At 52.2% G+C, this 16,446-nt stretch carries 19 protein-coding genes; 6 read left to right on the plus strand and 13 right to left on the minus strand.

The window, feature by feature from the left end:
• The 3 genes from BUB23_RS26930 to BUB23_RS25920 all read right to left on the minus strand — a co-directional run.
• Positions 1 to 654 (minus strand): protein-disulfide reductase DsbD domain-containing protein (locus BUB23_RS26930; protein ID WP_281255592.1); only part of this gene is annotated, 654 nt, incomplete at its 3' end.
• Positions 655 to 1,004: 350 nt separating this feature from the next.
• Positions 1,005 to 1,976 (minus strand): F510_1955 family glycosylhydrolase, encoded by a 972-nt coding sequence (locus BUB23_RS25915; protein ID WP_073110230.1) that lies wholly within the window; start codon positions 1,974 to 1,976, stop codon positions 1,005 to 1,007.
• Positions 1,977 to 2,045: 69 nt separating this feature from the next.
• Complete coding sequence (locus BUB23_RS25920) at positions 2,046 to 2,294, minus strand: DUF2933 domain-containing protein (protein ID WP_218599168.1); 249 nt, start codon at positions 2,292 to 2,294, stop codon at positions 2,046 to 2,048.
• Positions 2,295 to 2,628: 334 nt separating this feature from the next.
• On the opposite strand from BUB23_RS25920, the gene BUB23_RS25925 reads away from it, so the two are divergent.
• Positions 2,629 to 2,829: a heavy-metal-associated domain-containing protein gene (locus BUB23_RS25925; RefSeq protein ID WP_073110236.1), complete on the plus strand. Its 201-nt coding sequence runs from the start codon at positions 2,629 to 2,631 to the stop codon at positions 2,827 to 2,829.
• A gap of 95 nt (positions 2,830 to 2,924) precedes the next feature.
• On the opposite strand, the gene BUB23_RS25930 is transcribed toward BUB23_RS25925, so the two are convergent.
• The gene (locus tag BUB23_RS25930) at positions 2,925 to 3,251 is read right to left on the minus strand and encodes a four-helix bundle copper-binding protein (protein WP_073110239.1); all 327 of its coding nucleotides are present in this window, start codon (positions 3,249 to 3,251) and stop codon (positions 2,925 to 2,927) included.
• Between the two features lie 275 nt (positions 3,252 to 3,526).
• On the opposite strand from BUB23_RS25930, the gene BUB23_RS25935 reads away from it, so the two are divergent.
• Positions 3,527 to 4,210, plus strand: a complete 684-nt coding sequence (locus tag BUB23_RS25935) for a heavy metal response regulator transcription factor (protein ID WP_073110242.1) — start codon at positions 3,527 to 3,529, stop codon at positions 4,208 to 4,210.
• A gap of 5 nt (positions 4,211 to 4,215) precedes the next feature.
• On the plus strand, positions 4,216 to 5,625 hold the full coding sequence (locus BUB23_RS25940; protein ID WP_084136273.1) for a Cu(+)/Ag(+) sensor histidine kinase: 1,410 nt from the start codon (positions 4,216 to 4,218) through the stop codon (positions 5,623 to 5,625).
• A gap of 191 nt (positions 5,626 to 5,816) precedes the next feature.
• On the opposite strand, the gene BUB23_RS25945 is transcribed toward BUB23_RS25940, so the two are convergent.
• The 8 genes from BUB23_RS25945 to BUB23_RS25980 all read right to left on the minus strand — a co-directional run bounded on the left by BUB23_RS25945 (position 5,817) and on the right by BUB23_RS25980 (position 11,981).
• A complete protein-coding gene (locus BUB23_RS25945) occupies positions 5,817 to 6,368 on the minus strand; it encodes a cytochrome b (RefSeq protein ID WP_425439592.1) in 552 nt (183 codons plus the stop codon).
• A gap of 92 nt (positions 6,369 to 6,460) precedes the next feature.
• Entirely contained in the window at positions 6,461 to 7,156 is a 696-nt protein-coding gene (locus BUB23_RS25950) for a class I SAM-dependent methyltransferase (protein WP_218599172.1), read from the minus strand.
• 74 nt (positions 7,157 to 7,230) lie between these two features.
• Positions 7,231 to 8,601, minus strand: coding sequence for an ATP-binding protein (locus BUB23_RS25955; protein ID WP_073110250.1), 1,371 nt, complete (start codon positions 8,599 to 8,601; stop codon positions 7,231 to 7,233).
• Positions 8,577 to 9,239, minus strand: a complete 663-nt coding sequence (locus BUB23_RS25960) for a response regulator transcription factor (protein WP_073110252.1) — start codon at positions 9,237 to 9,239, stop codon at positions 8,577 to 8,579. The genes BUB23_RS25955 and BUB23_RS25960 overlap by 25 nt, the downstream gene beginning before the upstream one ends.
• A 39-nt stretch (positions 9,240 to 9,278) precedes the next feature.
• Positions 9,279 to 10,031: a COG4705 family protein gene (locus BUB23_RS25965; RefSeq protein WP_073110254.1), complete on the minus strand. Its 753-nt coding sequence runs from the start codon at positions 10,029 to 10,031 to the stop codon at positions 9,279 to 9,281.
• Positions 10,032 to 10,110: 79 nt separating this feature from the next.
• Complete coding sequence (locus tag BUB23_RS25970; RefSeq protein WP_218599174.1) at positions 10,111 to 10,899, minus strand: COG4705 family protein; 789 nt, start codon at positions 10,897 to 10,899, stop codon at positions 10,111 to 10,113.
• 79 nt (positions 10,900 to 10,978) lie between these two features.
• Positions 10,979 to 11,575 (minus strand): undecaprenyl-diphosphatase, encoded by a 597-nt coding sequence (locus tag BUB23_RS25975; protein ID WP_073110272.1) that lies wholly within the window; start codon positions 11,573 to 11,575, stop codon positions 10,979 to 10,981.
• Between the two features lie 64 nt (positions 11,576 to 11,639).
• The gene (locus tag BUB23_RS25980) at positions 11,640 to 11,981 is read right to left on the minus strand and encodes a PepSY domain-containing protein (RefSeq protein WP_073110260.1); all 342 of its coding nucleotides are present in this window, start codon (positions 11,979 to 11,981) and stop codon (positions 11,640 to 11,642) included.
• A gap of 104 nt (positions 11,982 to 12,085) precedes the next feature.
• Here BUB23_RS25980 and BUB23_RS26535 point away from each other — a divergent pair, with 104 nt between their 5' ends.
• A complete protein-coding gene (locus BUB23_RS26535) occupies positions 12,086 to 13,459 on the plus strand; it encodes a bifunctional DedA family/phosphatase PAP2 family protein (protein ID WP_084136274.1) in 1,374 nt (457 codons plus the stop codon).
• Between the two features lie 401 nt (positions 13,460 to 13,860).
• Here the strand turns inward: BUB23_RS26535 and dksA are convergent, their stop codons facing one another.
• The gene (dksA, locus tag BUB23_RS25995) at positions 13,861 to 14,304 is read right to left on the minus strand and encodes an RNA polymerase-binding protein DksA (protein ID WP_073110263.1); all 444 of its coding nucleotides are present in this window, start codon (positions 14,302 to 14,304) and stop codon (positions 13,861 to 13,863) included.
• 653 nt (positions 14,305 to 14,957) lie between these two features.
• On the opposite strand from dksA, the gene BUB23_RS26000 reads away from it, so the two are divergent.
• Positions 14,958 to 15,341: a hypothetical protein gene (locus BUB23_RS26000; protein ID WP_073110266.1), complete on the plus strand. Its 384-nt coding sequence runs from the start codon at positions 14,958 to 14,960 to the stop codon at positions 15,339 to 15,341.
• Between the two features lie 26 nt (positions 15,342 to 15,367).
• The coding region (locus BUB23_RS26005) for a hypothetical protein (protein WP_143161145.1) at positions 15,368 to 16,446 on the plus strand (1,079 nt) is incomplete at its 3' end.

Raw genomic sequence — 16,446 nt, forward strand, 5'->3', positions numbered from 1 at the left:
CGAGAGACCAAAGGCATGGCGTCGCTTGGTGTGCTGACCCTGTCCGACAATAATTCCCGACAAGATGGGGATCATGGGAAGCATGCACGGGGTAAAGGCTAGAATTAAGCCGAAGCCGAAAAACGCTGCGACCAGCGCCCACGTATTGCCTTGCGCAAACAAGGCACGGATAACGCCAGTCTCCGATAAGCCTGTGCTGCGTTTTGGTGCGCGAATATCAGTCGGGACGGCTTGCGGCGTAGAAACGGCCGAAGTTGAGGCGTTCGAAACGCTCGCTTGGACCAGTGGCACCGTAAGGATCTTCTCAATGGGCGGATAGCAAACGCCCGATGGATCATTGCAACCCTGATAGGAGGCTTGCAAGGTCAACGACGGCTGGGCCGCGCCATTAGTCGATCGATTAAGCGCAATGATGGCTTCTATGGGCCCGTAGTAAACCTCTTCTTTTCCAAATGTCGGGTCGTCTTTAAGCTTGCCTGGGGGTAACAACGTACTGGCGATCGTAATGCCCGCTGAGTCGGGGAGACTGAACGCGATACGGCTTCGGTATAGGTAGTAGTCCTTGGCGGGAGTCAGTGTGGCGACAAGCGTGTCGAAATCTCGCGCTGTGACCGAAATCTGAAACGCCTTTTCCGGTGGCAATAGGTCCGGCATCGAGGACGAGTCTCCGAAAAGACCCGTTATAGATTTGAAAAGGCCTTTTGATGAAGGGGAGGTGTCCGGTTGCGTGCTACTGGTGCCAAGGGCTGTTGCCCTGACCGGTTCGTGGCTTGCGCCATACGCCAACGACGATACCAGCAAGAGCGCGGTGGCAATGAATCGACTCACATTCACATCAGGTTCCCATCATCCAAAACATCATGGCTCCCATGCCGAGGAAAGCAAAAACGGCAATGAGTCCAATCACGGCCAGCGCGATCACGATGATTTTTATCAGCTTGTTACTCATGAGGTATCCACCCTGCTTGACGGTATGTGGATGTCAAAAGACAGAATATCGGACTTTACTTACCGCGCGTCGCCCCACCGTCAGCGATTTGCGTCCACGTCGCGCCGCTATCTTGAGTGACATAAGCACTGCGTTTGAAGGTCGCGATAGCAAGCTCTTCGTGGCGGGTCGGATTTTGGGCAATGAAGGCAACCGCATCTTCGTTGAGCATAGGAAGCGTGATTTTTTCATTAGCCCCGCCATCCTTCAGGCTCAGGCGGCTTAGCACGGGGGAGTTCGCGTAACTGCTAACCCAAAGGTGCTCGCCATCCAAGTCGAACCACTGGGCTAACACCTGCGTGTCCGCGACCAACAGCTCAAAATGATTGCCTGCATCATGCGACAGATACAACCCGTCGGCGGTACCCGCGGCGACGATGCTGGCATTGCTGGGATGCACGGCCAAGGCGTTAACTTTCGTCTTTAGGCCAGTGGCTACTGCCTGAGTCCATGTCATGCCGTCCGTTTGGGTCACATACAAGCCGGGCTGGGGCATGCGCGTATTGGGACGATAATTCAGAACGTAGATCGCATGGGTCTCGTAGCTCGTGGCCAAGGTATGAAAATCGGACTCGCCTTCCAGGCCTAACTGCCGCCATGTTTTGCCTGCATCAATACTTTTGATAAGACCGAAGGGATTGACCAGGTTCGAGCCTGCTGCGGGGTGCCCGCTGCTGTAGAAAGCCGTGCGTGTGGCCGAGAATCCCATGTAGTCATGTTCAGGTCCCGCCATCTTGGACCATTGGCCATCGGAATAGACTGCGATGCCATGATGGCTTGGGATAAGCAGCTGTTTACCGTCTGCGCTGTAGGCAAGCCCGTGCACGTGCATGAGTTGAATCGGCGCAGACCCGATTATTTCCTTCGTCGCTTGTGTTGTCGCAGATGGTTTAGTGCCGGCTGTAGCTGCGGAAAATCCACCAAACGCCAATAACGAGGCAAATCCTGTTGTCGCCATTGCGGTGAAAATCGTTTTAGAACGAAACATGTGATATCCGATAATTTAAGTGTAGCCAGCCATAACCTGCCTCGAGCAAGATTGAGCGCAACGAGTCAACTAGTCTTTGAACTGTATTTGTCCGGTCAGTGGTTTGGAGGACACTTTATCGGTTTGATCCTTTTCGACGCTTTTCTCTTTGTCGCACGACTGCATGCCTTTCATCATGAACACCATCATGAGAGGGCATATCAGGAAGAACAGGAACGGCGTGCTGGCCGCGATCCATTCACGGGCAACGGGCAAGGTCGCGTACGCGACGGCAACGACTGCGCCTAGGCCGAGGCCTATCTTGATCATTGTTTTCATATCACATTTCATCATCTTTCCTTCAAAAAGCCAGGTGGCTTCAGACCTATCGAGCAGGCAAAATGAACAGCGGGTAATCCACTGTAATGGCCCGTTGCTGTCAATTCGATTACCCGCTCATTACATGTTTGTCATGTGGGGTCAAAACTTCGATGGTGACTATGCAATCTCTTGTTACCAAAATAAAGCCAGAAACGGCGCGCATCTTGCTCAGCTCTAAAAACTGGAGCCGCATTTCAGTCAGAACTGGTAAATACTGCTACGCCCAAGCTTGACATTGCCGTAGCAGCAAGGTTTACAGTCTCGTTATGATGCCTTGTTTTAGGAGAGCGTAATGATTGAATTCGAAGTGAAAGACATGACGTGTGGCCACTGCGTGGATACGATTACTCGTGTGGTTAAAGAAACCGCCCCAACAGCCTCTGTTCACATTGATCTTCCCCAACATTTAGTACGCGTTGATGGAGTATCCGGTTCAGGTGCTCTCGAGCGCGCTATTCGAGAAGTCGGCTACACACCGGTGCTCAAATCTTAAAGAGCCAGGAGGCCGCTAAGCGGCTGACCCTGGCCTTTCCATTTCCACGTTCTCTCTTTCTTCGAGAGGGCAAGTCGTTATCAAGAGCTCATCTTTCAGGCCATTTGCCTACACGTTTGGGCGCACTTTCGGCAAGCTTCAGCACAGCGCTGACAATGATCCATCTGATGCTTGGCACATTCTTGGGCACAAGCCTCGCAGATGTCTGCACATACTTGACAAATCGTCTGAGCAAATTCACTGCCGCGCGCCATATAGCTTGCCGCTAAACGACAGATTTGTGCGCAATCCGTATCAAGCTTAATGCAACGCGCCATGGTTTTTACATCTGGCTCGTCCAGGCATGAACTCGCACAGTGGTCACACGCCGTGGCACATGCATAGCAGGCGTCGATGCAAGATTGATACTGTTCATGAGGCATAGTTCTCTCCAAGGAGTAATACAAGCGAAGAAATCGGTTATCTAAAAAATAAACCAGCTCCTGTACGCAGCAACCGCTATGCCGCCTACCCGATCTTTCTATTCAACACTGGCCACGCTATAGCTCAACACACTAGAGGATTACAATTTTGTAATCAAACCGTCATGCTCATGTCAGCATGAGGTAGGTAGAGTTGGCGATGAGTGCTGGTCGTGCTGGCTCGGCACGTGTCCTTTTATGGACACAAAACGGAAGAAATTCGCAGGAGCGATCCCATGAAACTGCTCGTCGTTGAGGATGAGATAAAAACCGGCGAGTATGTGCGTCAAGGCCTGATGGAATCCGGTTTTATGGTTGATCTGGCCCGAACGGGATTGGACGGGCACCATCTTGCGCTAACAGAACCTTATGATTTGATCATCCTGGATGTCATGCTGCCCGATGTTGACGGCTGGCGTATTGTTCAAGCCTTGCGCGAAGCGAAATCGGCCACACCGGTATTGTTTTTGACGGCACGCGATAGCGTGGAGGACCGGGTTAAAGGTTTGGAGTTAGGCGCTGACGATTACTTGATTAAACCTTTTGCTTTCTCTGAATTGCTCGCACGGGTGCGTACGTTACTGCGCCGAGGAACCACGCCGGTCTTTAATGATCAATTACAGGTGGCCGACCTCGTGCTGGACATTCCGCGTCGGCGGGCGAGGCGAAAAGAGGTACGCATTAACCTAACAAATAAAGAATTTGCGCTACTGGAGCTTTTGGTGCGCCGCCAAGGCGAGGTCTTACCGCGTTCCCTGATTGCCTCCCAAGTGTGGGATATGAATTTTGACAGTGATACCAACGTTATTGACGTGGCGATTCGGCGCCTGCGCGCCAAAATCGACGACGCCTTTGAACCCAAGCTTATTCATACCGTTCGCGGCATGGGATATATGCTTGATGTCAGCAGCACGAGCTGAGTAGAGTGGCACGCCGCCCCGCGTCCCTAGCCCTTCGCCTGACCGTATCCATTGGAGCGGTCATAACAGTGGTGCTTCTTACGTTTGGATGGATGGTCGAACGATCGATTAATAGCCACTTTGTTCAGCAGGATGTCGATGAGCTCAATGCCGTCGTTCAATCACTGACGCAATCGCTCTCCGGGCCGCCAGCCAGTCAAGAACCGGATGCGCTGAAGCATCGGCTGGCCGCAGCGGTATCAGGTCACCATAATGCGCAATTTCGTGTATCGGACATTCATGGAAATGTGATTTATGCGACCCCGAATTCCAATCTCGATAGTTTTGCCCGTTTGGCTTCTTCTGTGGACCGGATTGATATCAATTCGGTGACGATCTGGCGCGATAAGGGGCAGACATACAGAGGCGCTGTCGTGCAGCTAGTGCAGAAAGGCCTTCAGGATGGCGAGCCTTTAACCTTAGCTGTCGCCACTGGCATCAATTTTCATTTGCACTATCTTGAAAGCTTTCGCAGTTACTTGAGAATTATTACCGTGGTCGCTTGCCTTGTTGCCATCCTTGCGACCTGGCTTGCTGTGTATCAAGGCCATGCGCCCATACGTCGCATCAGTCGGGAAATCCGTCGGATCAAGTCCGATCAGCTAGACATTCGACTTGTACCTGATACCGTGCCGGTAGAATTGACCGAATTGGCCATGGCTTTTAACGACATGCTAGATCGCATCGAAGATGGTTTTCAACGCCTCTCGAATTTTTCAGCTGATATTGCCCATGAACTACGCACGCCCATAACGAACCTGAAGACACAGACGGAAGTGGCCCTCTCGCAAGCGCGCAGCCTTGAACAGTATCGCGAAATCCTGTATTCGAACCTGGAAGAATATGAGCGCATGGCCAAAATGGTGGGTGATATGCTGTTTTTGGCGCAGGCCGATAATAATCAGCTCAAACCAGAACTTGTCAGCGTGGATCTGGCCGAAGAGGTGCAGGCGCTCTTTGACTACTTTGAAGCGTGGGCCGAAGAACGGTCCGTTTCATTGATACGCAAAGGTCCGGCCTTATGTGTTCAGGGCGATAGGTTGATGATTCGCCGCGCGCTGAGTAATCTTTTATCTAATGCAATACGCTATACCCCTTCCGGGCAGACGGTCACAGTTTGCCTGGTGGTTAACAGCAACGACACGATTGGTATTCGTGTTGAGAACCCGGGATTAACGATCAATCCCGAACATCTTCCAAGGTTGTTTGACCGGTTTTACCGTGCGGATCCTTCACGCCAACGTAAAGGCGACGGAGCTGGGTTAGGTCTAGCCATTGTCAAATCGATTATTGATACACATGGCGGCACCATTACTGCAAAAGATGAGGATGGACAAATGGTTTTTGAGATCGCACTTCCTAAAGCCACGGTTTAATAAAATATTAGTTATCAATAATACCCGATACGATTGCGAAGGAGCTTTTATTGCAACGTGAATCACGCTTATGTTGATAGCCACATCGGTATGAGACATGTCTGGTCATGGATTTTTCTCGTCAGACGCGGCGGCATACATATCAGCGCCATTGCACTGATCTGTATGTGATTCCCAACTTTGCTTCATGCTCAGAGCATTTTCCGCAGAGTATTGTCATGCAATATATAGTGATGCCACAAGGCAGCCAGAGCATGCAGGCCAATTACGTAATAGAAGATATTCCCCAGTAGCTCATGAGTATCCTTAGCTAGTGGAGCAAGCGCCACATTGGCACCGACCACCGAAAAGGACCAGCCCGAGCCCATCAGGATTACCGGGTGTCCTTCCAAGTTGAAGATTAAGATCCCAAGCAAGGGCTGCACGATGATGAATGCATAAAGAGCGATATGCGCCACTTTGGCGAGCAAATTCATCACGGCTGAACCGGGTTCACCTGGCGGTGGAGTGTGAGTTAGTCGCCAGCCCACCCGCACAAGCGACAGACTCAGCACGAAAAGCCCAGCCCACACATGTATCCCGGTCCAGAATTCACGTGTGTCGCTACCTTTGGGACCGCGCACATTGATCGCCACATAGGCGATAACCACCAACAAGAAAATCGCCCAGTGCATAAAAATCGCGGGCTTGTTATAGCGGACGATTACGCGATCTCCTTGGGATATTGAGGATGTCATTTTCATTTGAATTCCGTGCGTATAAAAGCACTCATCTGCGATTTTGGAAAAATAACTATGGTGTGATCGCTTTCTTTTCCTATCTACTTTTCAACGACCTAATCACTGTCGGCGTTCCCGAATCCTGGGTAAATTTCCTGGTGTCTGACGATTTTCCAGATTCTGGCTGGCGGAACATTCAAAAGTACCGTATCCAGTTGGTGTGCTCGCAGTCCGAGTCTGTCCAGCAAGCGCAGCGGAATCGGACAGCGCCAGCCATAAGAAAAAAGATACAGGGCGCCATTTTCCCGTAGCGCACCGAATGCTCCTTGCAGTATGCGAAATTGCTGCTTTATTGACATGTTCCGCAGCGGCAGGCCGCAGACTGCCGCCCCTGTTGTGTTATTCAAACCTATGGGCATAAGGTGGAGCCGGCATGCATCGATACATAACACTTGGGCTCGGGGAAATTTAGCGTGCAAATTACTCGCAAAAAACGGATCAACTTCGACTAACACTAGGTCTTGAGGCGAGACGCCACGTTCAATGATTTTTTGCGTAAAAACGCCCGTACCACACCCCAGCTCAAGAATAGGGGCGTGCGCCGAACTGATTTCACGCGTAATGGCGGCACATAACGCAGGCGCAGAGGGCAAAATCGCGCCCACCTTGGCCGGATGTTCCCGCCAGCCCTTCAAAAACAGCAAACCGTCTGACACGGCATTGTTGTGGGCTAGTTGATAAAGAACCAAACTTACGGCTTTCGCCCATAAAGGAAAGGGAGTGCGCGATAGCGTTTTTGAAAAAGGCATCATTTATTCTCGCAGTGAATTTTCTAGCCGTTCGAGGCTGATGTACACCACGATAGGGCTGCACACTTAGGACAGGCTTAGATTGACCGGATCGCCGCAACATGGCGAAACACCACTCTGACGCGTAAGCCTGCGGTCGGCTCTTCGCCTCCTGCGCGGTCCAGCGTTACTGTTGTGCCCATGCGTGCCGCAATCGCCGCAACAATGGACAGTCCCAGGCCGGAGCCCACCTCGTCATTGCCCAGTACGCGATAGAACGGATCGAACACCCGCGTACGCTCTTCCTTGGGAATGCCCGGACCTGTGTCATCTACCTGCAGGACTACGTGACCGTCAGCGCTATGGACGGACAAATCGACTCGTCCACCTTCAGGGGTGTACCTGATGGCGTTCTCGACGATATTCTTGACCAAAATTTTCAAGTCAATTTCGGACGCCCATACCACGGCGCTGGCATCGCCAATCACGCCCAAGTCGATATGCTTGGCCTGGGCTAAGGGGATTAAATCTTCGAGCACTTGGCGAAAAACGTGGTCAAGGGAAACGTCGCTGACTTGTCGGTCATCCAACTCTTGCGCGCGGGCCAATGCCAGTAGTTGCTCCAGCAACGCTCGTGCTCGTCGCAAGCCATTCTGCAATACCCCGAGCCTTTGCTTTGCCTGAGCCGACATATCGGCGGCGCCCAACAGCTCGGCCTGAAGAGAAAGCGCCGTCAGTGGTGAACGAAGCTCATGGGCTGCGTCAGCCACAAAACGGCGCTGCAGTGCAACCGATTGCTCAACGCGAAACAATAGCTGATTAATTTCGCTGACAAAGGGACGAATTTCCGAGGGAATGCGCGCCTCGTTGAGCGCGGTCAAATCCTGCTCTGAGCGCTGACTCAGTTCTGATGCCAATTGTTTTACGGGTTTGAACATTTGACGAATTAATACGCCCACGAGCAACAACAGGATAGGAACAAGAATCACAAACGGCAAAAGTGTTCTTAATGCGCTATCACGAGCGATTTCATCTCGTGCGGTCGTGCGTTGGCCTATCGCCACCCGAGAACCGGCGGTAGACGTGGCTATAAACAGTCGCCATGCTTCGTCGTGTATGCGCAACGTCTGGATGCCATCGGGCAGATTTGCAGGCAAGGCGAGGGCGGAATCTCGTGATACGGCCAAGGGCGCATTGCGGTCAGGCAGCGCTTGCACAACAATCCGCGATTCAGGGTCGGTATCGGGTACCTCTTGAGGCAGCGGAGCCTGGCTGACAGGCAGTGGGTAGCGGTGGATTAGTGCTGCCATTTGCCGCAACTGATCATCTTGCAATTCATTCGCCTCATGAAAAGCGGAGGCGAACGAGAATACGCCAGCGGCGATAGCAATGCCCAGAATGACTGTTGAGAGCCAGAATGAAAGTCGAAGCTGCAACGATTGCTTTATTTTGCTTTGGAAACCATCCATCCCATACCCCTAACGTTCTTGATGACATCCTTGCCCAGCTTCTTGCGAAGGGAGTGGATCAGGAATTCCACCGCATTGCTTTCGACTTCTTCGTTCCAGCCGTATAGGCGATCTTCCAATTCCACCCGTGACAAAATAGCCCCAGGACGAATCATCAAGGCATGCAACAGAGAATATTCTCGTGCGGACAAATGACTGGTCGTGCCGTTCAGCCGCACCTCTCGGGTGACGGGATCCAGGGTAAGTACTCCATTGGACAGTGTGGGGCCGGACACGCCACCCTTGCGGCGAGTGACAGTGCGCATCCTTGCCAACAACTCGGCCATCTCGAACGGCTTTAATATGTAATCGTCCGCGCCACCGTCCAGCCCTCGCAGGCGATCTTCCAGTCCGTCACGCGCCGTAACGATCAATACAGGGACAGGATTATCGTGGGCGCGAATCACGCGCAGCACCTCCAGCCCATCTTTGCCGGGTAAACCTAGATCGAGCAACACAAGGCCATAGTTTTGAACCTGCAGCGTGGTCAAGGCCTCCGCCCCATTGCGGACCCAGTCCACCGCATAGGTGGCATCTTTAAGCGCCTGCTCAATAGCTTCGCCGATCATCCGGTCGTCTTCGACTAGTAGCACGCGCATTGCTTCGCCTTCGATGTCTAAGAGGTAGGTTCAAACCATTTACCGGATATGCGCACGTTGCGCCGACCCACGATAATGTTGCCAAGTAGCATAAACGATACACGTCCCCAGAAGAGCCACCAGAATAAGCGACGAGTTGACGGTGCCGACGCCCAAGCCACCACTTTCCAACGGCTTGGTAAACAAATCGCCGAAGGTAGCACCAAAGGGCCGTGTAAGCACAAAGGCAAACCAGAATATAGCTACTTTGGAAAACCGAGTGTAGAAAGCTGCCAGCGCCAAAACAACGAGCAGTCCACCGATGAGCAAAGCGCCTCCCGCAAATCCGAGACCCGACGTGTCGGCAAAGAAGTCGCCCAATGCCGTACCCAAGGTATTGGAGCACAGGATAGCGATCCAATACAGCAGTTCGGTCTTGGATGATTTGATTTTATCTACCGCCAGCGGCTGGCCGCTCATACGCCAGAATGCGAAAATCGCGAGCAATATCCCGAGCAAAATAGCGGAGCCCTGAAGATAGCCCAGTTGCAGCGTGCGATCCATATAGTCTGAGATGGTCGTGCCCACCATGGTGGTTGAGAGAATCACGCTCCAATACAAGACAGGATGGTATTTTTTGGCAAGTAATTGCGGTATGACCGTGAGCAGAAAAAAGCCGAACAGGACAAGGGAACTGACTGCATAGCCTAGATTCAACGTCATGGAAAGCAAGTCGCCGGAGGTCTCTCCTAGCGTCGTGGCCGCTATCTTCATGATCCAAAATAGCAGCGTAATGGGAGCAAGCTTGTTCATTGTTCATTATCCAGAGGAAAGTGGCGGCCGATAGCCTGCAAGAAACTACCTTGATGCACGCCACGTAGGCAAAGAAGACTTAAGCTATGTCGCCACGAGCGCAAGCTTCATTTCTGCGAGTAACGGTCAAATACCCCACAAGGGCGAGAATGGTCAGAAGAAAAAGCGCACTTGTTCCGATTGTTCCCAGACCCAAGCCTCCATTGGCCGTGGGTTGAGATAGAAAATCGCCGCAAGAAGCACCAAACGGACGCGTCAGAATATAAGCAATCCAGAACGCAGCGACAGCATTGGCTTTAAAGAGGTAGTACGTAATGGTTACCAAGGCGATTAGCCCACCGAAGATCAAAGTCGATGGGGCGTAACCCAGTTGTAGCCCTTCGGCAGCAAGGTCGCCGGCTGCGGTGCCCAACGCAAATGTGAAGAGGATGGCCGCCCAGTAAAAGAGCTCACGCTTGGTCGTATATATTGAATGGATCGAAAGCGTTTTTTCGCTGAGATACCAACAAACGAACGTCGCGATTAGAGTCACGCTAAATAGCGTTGTAGTGGTTTGCAGCGTTACGCCAAAATTATCGACAAGGTTATCGGTCAGCAGTGTTCCAAAAATACTGAGCAAGACGACCGTGAGCCAGTAAATCCAAGGAACGTACTTGTTAGTACGAATCTGAACAACGAGAAAAGCCAACAACAGCATCCCCATAACGATGGAAGTACCGGTTAAACCCAGATGTAAATTGACATTCAGAAAGTCGGCGGCTGTTTCCCCTACCGTGGTCGCCAAAATCTTGATGATCCAGAAGTAGATTGTGATTTCGGGAACTTTATTAAGCATTGCCCGGGTGCTTGGGTTTATAGATAGATTCATGACGACTCGCATAAAGTAGGAGTATGGCTAGCCCGGAAGTCACTACCCCACGCGCCGCCAGACTGAGGTTCAGACAGCACTATTGCTTCATCCAACCGCGGCGAATGAACGGCGCAAAGAGCACGCGGTAGACGGCCGTAATCAAACGCAACGCAGGCTCTACCAATCGATACCCCTCTCGTGCACACAACCAGGCGCTAAATCCCGCGACCATTGCGGCTCCTGCCATATCAAGAGGAAAATGAACCCCAAGATAGATACGGGCCCAGGCAATGGGCAATCCCAGCAAAGCTAGGGTCGCACCGGCAGCACGTGTGCGGCGATGCATCAGAAAGCTGAACGAGACAGCCCACAGTAAGGTCAGATGGTCACTTGGAAACGATGAGTCAGCCACATGTGACATTAGGGTATGGCCTAATCCCATCATAAAGGGCCTGGGGTGCTGCCACACCAAGCCAATCATCTGATTAATCAGTAGCGCGGCCAATCCCGATGCCGTCGCCTCCAGCATCAGACGGCGTATGCTTTCGTTTCCTCGTAACCAACCCAATATCAGGACCGCGGGAGCGATCCATATGGCGTAGTCCGCCAACCCTTGAGCGAGCATCACCAACGCCACGCTCGGGTGTTCGGAAGCGTTCAGAAACAAGAAGAGTGCTTGATTGATTTTTTCCACAACAGCCCCCAGCAATGGATCACCGCCGACATGCGGTTACATGCGGCGATGACCCAGCCTCGATTTAGTCTTTTTTATCGTGGCTGTCATCCTGGTCGACCTTGTCTTGGGTAGACGAGATCACGGTACCTTTGTCGGCATCGACTTTTACGTCGTAGACCTTAGTACCGCTTGCTACCTCCACATCGTAGGCCCAGCCACTTTTAGTATCTTCGTACTCGGCGTGAACCGCCTTGCCGTTGACATGTTGCTCGGCCGCCGTAATGGCCTGCGTAAGCGAGATTTTTGCCTTACTAATGGCTAAGGCATCGTTTTCAAGACTGGTGGCGCTTGTGGCGGCATAGCCTACCGCAGTGGCCGAAGCTAAAATGGCAGCGGCAAGGACGCTTTTCGTATAACGGGACATGGTCATTCTCCAAATAAAAGTACGCAGACAGTTGCGTTAGGATGGAGAATACGGAGCCTGACTTAGCTGAAACTGAGCATTAACAACAAATATCAGGGTCCACCATGCTGAATTACCTTATCGAGCTTGTCACCCGGGCGGGGCATTGGGGCTACTTGATCATTTTTCTGGGCGCCACACTGGAATCGGCCGCTTTTTTGGGCGTCATAGTACCTGGAGAAAGCCTGGTTCTGGTTGCAGGCTTTTTAGCGGCACAAGGCGTTTTTGACCTCGATGTATTGATCATGGTGATCGCAATTGGCGCGGCTCTGGGCGATAGCCTGGGTTATGAAATGGGCAGATACCTGGGCCGACCAGCGCTGCTGCACTATGGAACGCGTTTCGGGCTCACTGAAGAACGCATCGCAAGAGCAGACGCTTTTTTCACACGCCATGGGGGCAAGGCGGTTTTTCTTGGGCGATTTGTCGGATTTGCCCGCGCATTGGTGCCTTTCTTGGCCGGCTCGTCCAAGATGCCATATCGACGCTTTCTGCCCTATAACGTGATGGGTGCGCTGCTGTGGTCGGTCGCTGTAACTCTGCTTGGATATTTTCTTGGCGCAAGTTGGCAGCTCGCAGCTGGGTGGATAGGAAAGGCAAGCGCTATCCTGGGCGGTATCCTGGCATTTGCGCTGGGCTTGGTATGGTTGTGGCGCTGGGCAATGCGCCATGAGGCGGCGCTGCGCTCGACATGGTCTCGATTTTTGCTGCGACCGCTTGTTGCGGCGTTATGTCATCGCTTTGAACCGCAACTGGCGTTCATTAGGGCAAGGCTTTCTCCCAACGGCTATTTGGGGTTACGCCTATCTGTGGGCGCTGGCATTCTTATTGCGGCAAGTTGGTTATTTGGTGGTATCGCAGAAGATGTGGTGACTGGCGACCCGATCACAGTCATGGACATGCATATCGCGCACTGGCTGCATGCGCATGCAGCGCCATGGTTGACGCAAGGCATGCAAATGATATCCATGCTGCACGACACCATGGCAATCACCATAATGACCATGATGTTTGCCGCGATCCTCATCGCGAAACGATATTGGTACTGGTTGCTGAATTTGATCTTGGCGGTACCGGGCGGCATGCTCGTCAATGTCTTGATGAAACAAGCATTTCAGCGTGCGCGCCCCTCCTTCGACCATCCATTGGTTAGCCTTGGCAGTTATAGTTTTCCGAGCGGCCATACCGCGGCTAGTACGTTGTTCTATGGAATGCTCGCCGCATTGATTATGACCAAAACAGATTCATGGAGCTTACGTGTATGGACGGCTCTTTTGGCATTTGCCCTTATCACTCTTGTCGCCTTTAGCCGACTGTATCTGGGCGCCCATTATTTGAGCGATGTCCTGGCTGCCCTTGCGGAGGGTCTTGCGTGGCTTGCGCTCTGTCTAACAGCAACTCATACCTATTGGCAGCAGAAACAACAAAAATATCTTTAATTGACTAAGAGTCGGTACATCCAGATGCTTGTTTCTTTCGTATAGGTCTCTATGTGAGGCAATTTCACCTGTCCGCTTTGGTTCTGATGATCGGAAGCTTATCGTGACGCGTTTAATTTAGCGGTGCCAGCAACGGGACATGGTCTGGAGTTGTGGTTAATAGCGAAGGAGAAAAAGCCGGAATCATTGGGTTCAGTCAAGCCTCAAGCCAGCACGTTGACCAGTCTGAACAAAATCCGTTTGACGCCTGAAGTCACTCTCGCCATAAGTCGGAGCTAACCGATGGATCGCGAATGGGCCAGCCCACGGGTACAGTGCACGCACGATCGCGTAATCAACAGAGACTTCGAGAACCTCGCCATGAAAATAAGCGTGCAGGTGCAGCCCCACCGCGCGGCAAATCACTGCCCAGTAAGCTTTTGCTTTAGTTCGCGCCTTTCTTGTGCATCCAGAGTCAAATTGGCAGTCGGACGGGCCAGTAGACGCGCAATACCGATAGGTTCTCCCGTTTCATCGCACCAACCATATTTTCCCGAATCGATCCGGGTGATCGCTTGTTGCACCTTTTTAAGCAGCTTTTGCTCACGATCGCGCGTGCGCAGTTCAAGTCCATACTGTTCCTCAATCGTGGCACGATCGGTCGGGTCAGAGACGAATTCGGTTCCTCGCAAGTTGTCCGATGTGGCATCGGCATTCGCTAAGATGACCCGTTCTAGCTCTTTTAGGCGATTCCTAAAGAATCCGAGCTGTTCAACGTTCATATAATCAGATGCGGGCATGGCAAGTAGCTCTTCTTCAGTCAGCAAACGCCCGGATTCAATAATGTGTGTTGTTTTACCTACCATGATGTCTCTCCTTTTCATCTGCCATATAGTTAGCAAGCAGCATACCGTAGAGCCGAAGAAACATAAGCACCGCCCTTACGAACAATGGTTAAGTGCCCCGATCATGTGAGGAAAGGTGAGTTTTTACAGGAAGTAAGGTGAGAGTCTACAGGAATAAACCTCAATAAAATCAATAACTAACGCGTCTCTTTTTAACGACGCCAGCGTTTTTTGTTCGCTTTTTTGTTCATTTCTATTGCTGCGCTCATCGCCGTTTGATAGTCTGGAACTGTAGACAACACCCGTACCCCTTAACGCGCTTTCCGACACGACTTTGAGACGCATCATGAACCGCTACCGGCATACGTCCACCACCTCTTGTATGAGCACCATGATGATGACCATTGAATCCGCGTGCGCGGGGATGTGACGAAGCTACTTCTTTTATTAAGTATGTCACTCACAAGCCCCGCCACACAGCGGGGCTTGTTGCTTTACCGTTTCGCTAACACTGAACGCTTTGGAGTTTTCCATGTTGCCAACTATGCATCCCGTGCGTGATCCAGCTCCTTCTGGATAGTTTCTCAATTCCGAGAAAGGCGCTCACCGTGTAGCACTTAAACGCCGCCACACCTCTTTTCATATTCCCAGTCGGATTTTATCGGAGACCCATCATGGCCGAGGATCTCGCTCGTCTCGACGAGCTATTTGTAAAACATTTGCGCCTTTTTTCGAAGCGGCCATTGCCCTTTGGACTTGAGGTCCATGCCGGCTGGACTGATTTGCTCGACACTCTCTTGTCACGCATCGAGACGATCCTTGACGACATACCGGATGCCTCGTTTGAGATCCTGCAGGTCAAGGAAAAGTTCGGCACGCTGCGCTTCTATTACCAAATCGATAATGCATCCGATACCGCTACGGCGGCGATTCGTCAGGCCGTCGAGGCCACCGCAGCGGCTAGTAGCTTTTGCTGCGAACGGTGCGGCGCATCTGGCCAACTGGATAGTAAAAATGGTTGGATGCGAGTGCGTTGCAGGACCTGCGATGACGACTAATCCGTTGATATCGGAAAGGACATGACATGAACGTCACTGACTTTAAAGCCTTCTTGAGCCAATTCCTCGACGAAGAAAGCCTTAGACGGCATTTCGGCGCTGAGCCTGTGCACGCCGAATTGCACGCACCGTTTAACAACTTCCTCGATGACGACCTATTTACCTTGTTAAGCCGCAATACTGATATTCTGCCCGAACGATTGGCACTACTTCAGTCTCATCTGAAGGTGGTCAGTGATACCAGACAGCGGCGCCACCTGCGCGCCGAAGCCGCGGTCTCCCTGGGACGTTATATGCGCGAGCGCTCCGGAGATCCGTCGCACAAGTGCGAGCATGGCCCGTCAGCGAAGCTCTGGTTCTCCCTGGCTGCGGAACTCAATAGTGTGCTGGGTGCGTGGGAACTCGCTAATGAGCATCTAGCCGATAGGAGACTTATAGTGCGGTACGGCTATCCGACCTATCTGCTGCCTCAACTTGCACACACGACACAGACCAAATTGTCCGCTCGATTCGGATCGGACGCCGAGACAACCCTAGCCTGGTTGCGGGGCATCCATTTATCACTACCTCATGTGCAAAATGGATTCAAATACTGGCAGCTCGAGACGTTAGAGGCGGCCTTGGCTTGCATCGTAAATTGGCTCACCTTAATGCCCAAGCCCGTACTCGGGCGAAGAGTGCGCCTGCAACCCAGAGCTGTCGATGAGCGCCTAGAAGCGATGAAATGGATCTGGCCATTATGGAAGCGCCTTATCGAGGCTGCCAACCATCGCGATCACAACGACGATGCGCGCCACCAGTATCTGATCGCGCAAATCGACGCGGTACGCTTGTTTTTGACAGAGGCGGAGGCGGGCGCATCAGATAACCCCTTCGAGCGCCGTCAGCGAACCTCATTACAGTCGCCGACGGCGCCCATCACAGGGGAAAGCGTGGTCGTTATCCCGGGATCGATCGCGCCCAGTGCGGAAAAGAGCGAGTCGGTTTACCTCGCACAATATGAGGTCTTACGTGTTAGCGCCGATGTAATACTGACCCACTGCGCCGGAGTAAAACTGACCCACTTGGGCGAATATGGTGGTTTTTTGGCCGCCGACTATGTTGA

Origin of the sequence: Pollutimonas bauzanensis, from assembly GCF_900129885.1 — a bacterium.
Lineage (GTDB): Bacteria > Pseudomonadota > Gammaproteobacteria > Burkholderiales > Burkholderiaceae_B > Pollutimonas > Pollutimonas bauzanensis.

Excerpts from the sequence above, each read along its gene's own strand:
- BUB23_RS25915 (WP_073110230.1), bottom strand. The coding sequence starts at position 1,976 with ATGTTTCGTTCTAAAACGATTTTCACCGCAATGGCGACAACAGGATTT.
- BUB23_RS25920 (WP_218599168.1), bottom strand. The coding sequence starts at position 2,294 with ATGAAAACAATGATCAAGATAGGCCTCGGCCTAGGCGCAGTCGTTGCC.
- BUB23_RS25925 (WP_073110236.1), top strand. The coding sequence starts at position 2,629 with ATGATTGAATTCGAAGTGAAAGACATGACGTGTGGCCACTGCGTGGAT.
- BUB23_RS25930 (WP_073110239.1), bottom strand. The coding sequence starts at position 3,251 with ATGCCTCATGAACAGTATCAATCTTGCATCGACGCCTGCTATGCATGT.
- BUB23_RS25935 (WP_073110242.1), top strand. The coding sequence starts at position 3,527 with ATGAAACTGCTCGTCGTTGAGGATGAGATAAAAACCGGCGAGTATGTG.
- BUB23_RS25945 (WP_425439592.1), bottom strand. The coding sequence starts at position 6,368 with ATGAAAATGACATCCTCAATATCCCAAGGAGATCGCGTAATCGTCCGC.
- BUB23_RS25950 (WP_218599172.1), bottom strand. The coding sequence starts at position 7,156 with ATGATGCCTTTTTCAAAAACGCTATCGCGCACTCCCTTTCCTTTATGG.
- BUB23_RS25955 (WP_073110250.1), bottom strand. The coding sequence starts at position 8,601 with ATGGATGGTTTCCAAAGCAAAATAAAGCAATCGTTGCAGCTTCGACTT.
- BUB23_RS25960 (WP_073110252.1), bottom strand. The coding sequence starts at position 9,239 with ATGCGCGTGCTACTAGTCGAAGACGACCGGATGATCGGCGAAGCTATT.
- BUB23_RS25965 (WP_073110254.1), bottom strand. The coding sequence starts at position 10,031 with ATGAACAAGCTTGCTCCCATTACGCTGCTATTTTGGATCATGAAGATA.
- BUB23_RS25970 (WP_218599174.1), bottom strand. The coding sequence starts at position 10,899 with ATGAATCTATCTATAAACCCAAGCACCCGGGCAATGCTTAATAAAGTT.
- BUB23_RS25980 (WP_073110260.1), bottom strand. The coding sequence starts at position 11,981 with ATGTCCCGTTATACGAAAAGCGTCCTTGCCGCTGCCATTTTAGCTTCG.
- BUB23_RS26535 (WP_084136274.1), top strand. The coding sequence starts at position 12,086 with ATGCTGAATTACCTTATCGAGCTTGTCACCCGGGCGGGGCATTGGGGC.
- dksA (WP_073110263.1), bottom strand. The coding sequence starts at position 14,304 with ATGGTAGGTAAAACAACACACATTATTGAATCCGGGCGTTTGCTGACT.
- BUB23_RS26000 (WP_073110266.1), top strand. The coding sequence starts at position 14,958 with ATGGCCGAGGATCTCGCTCGTCTCGACGAGCTATTTGTAAAACATTTG.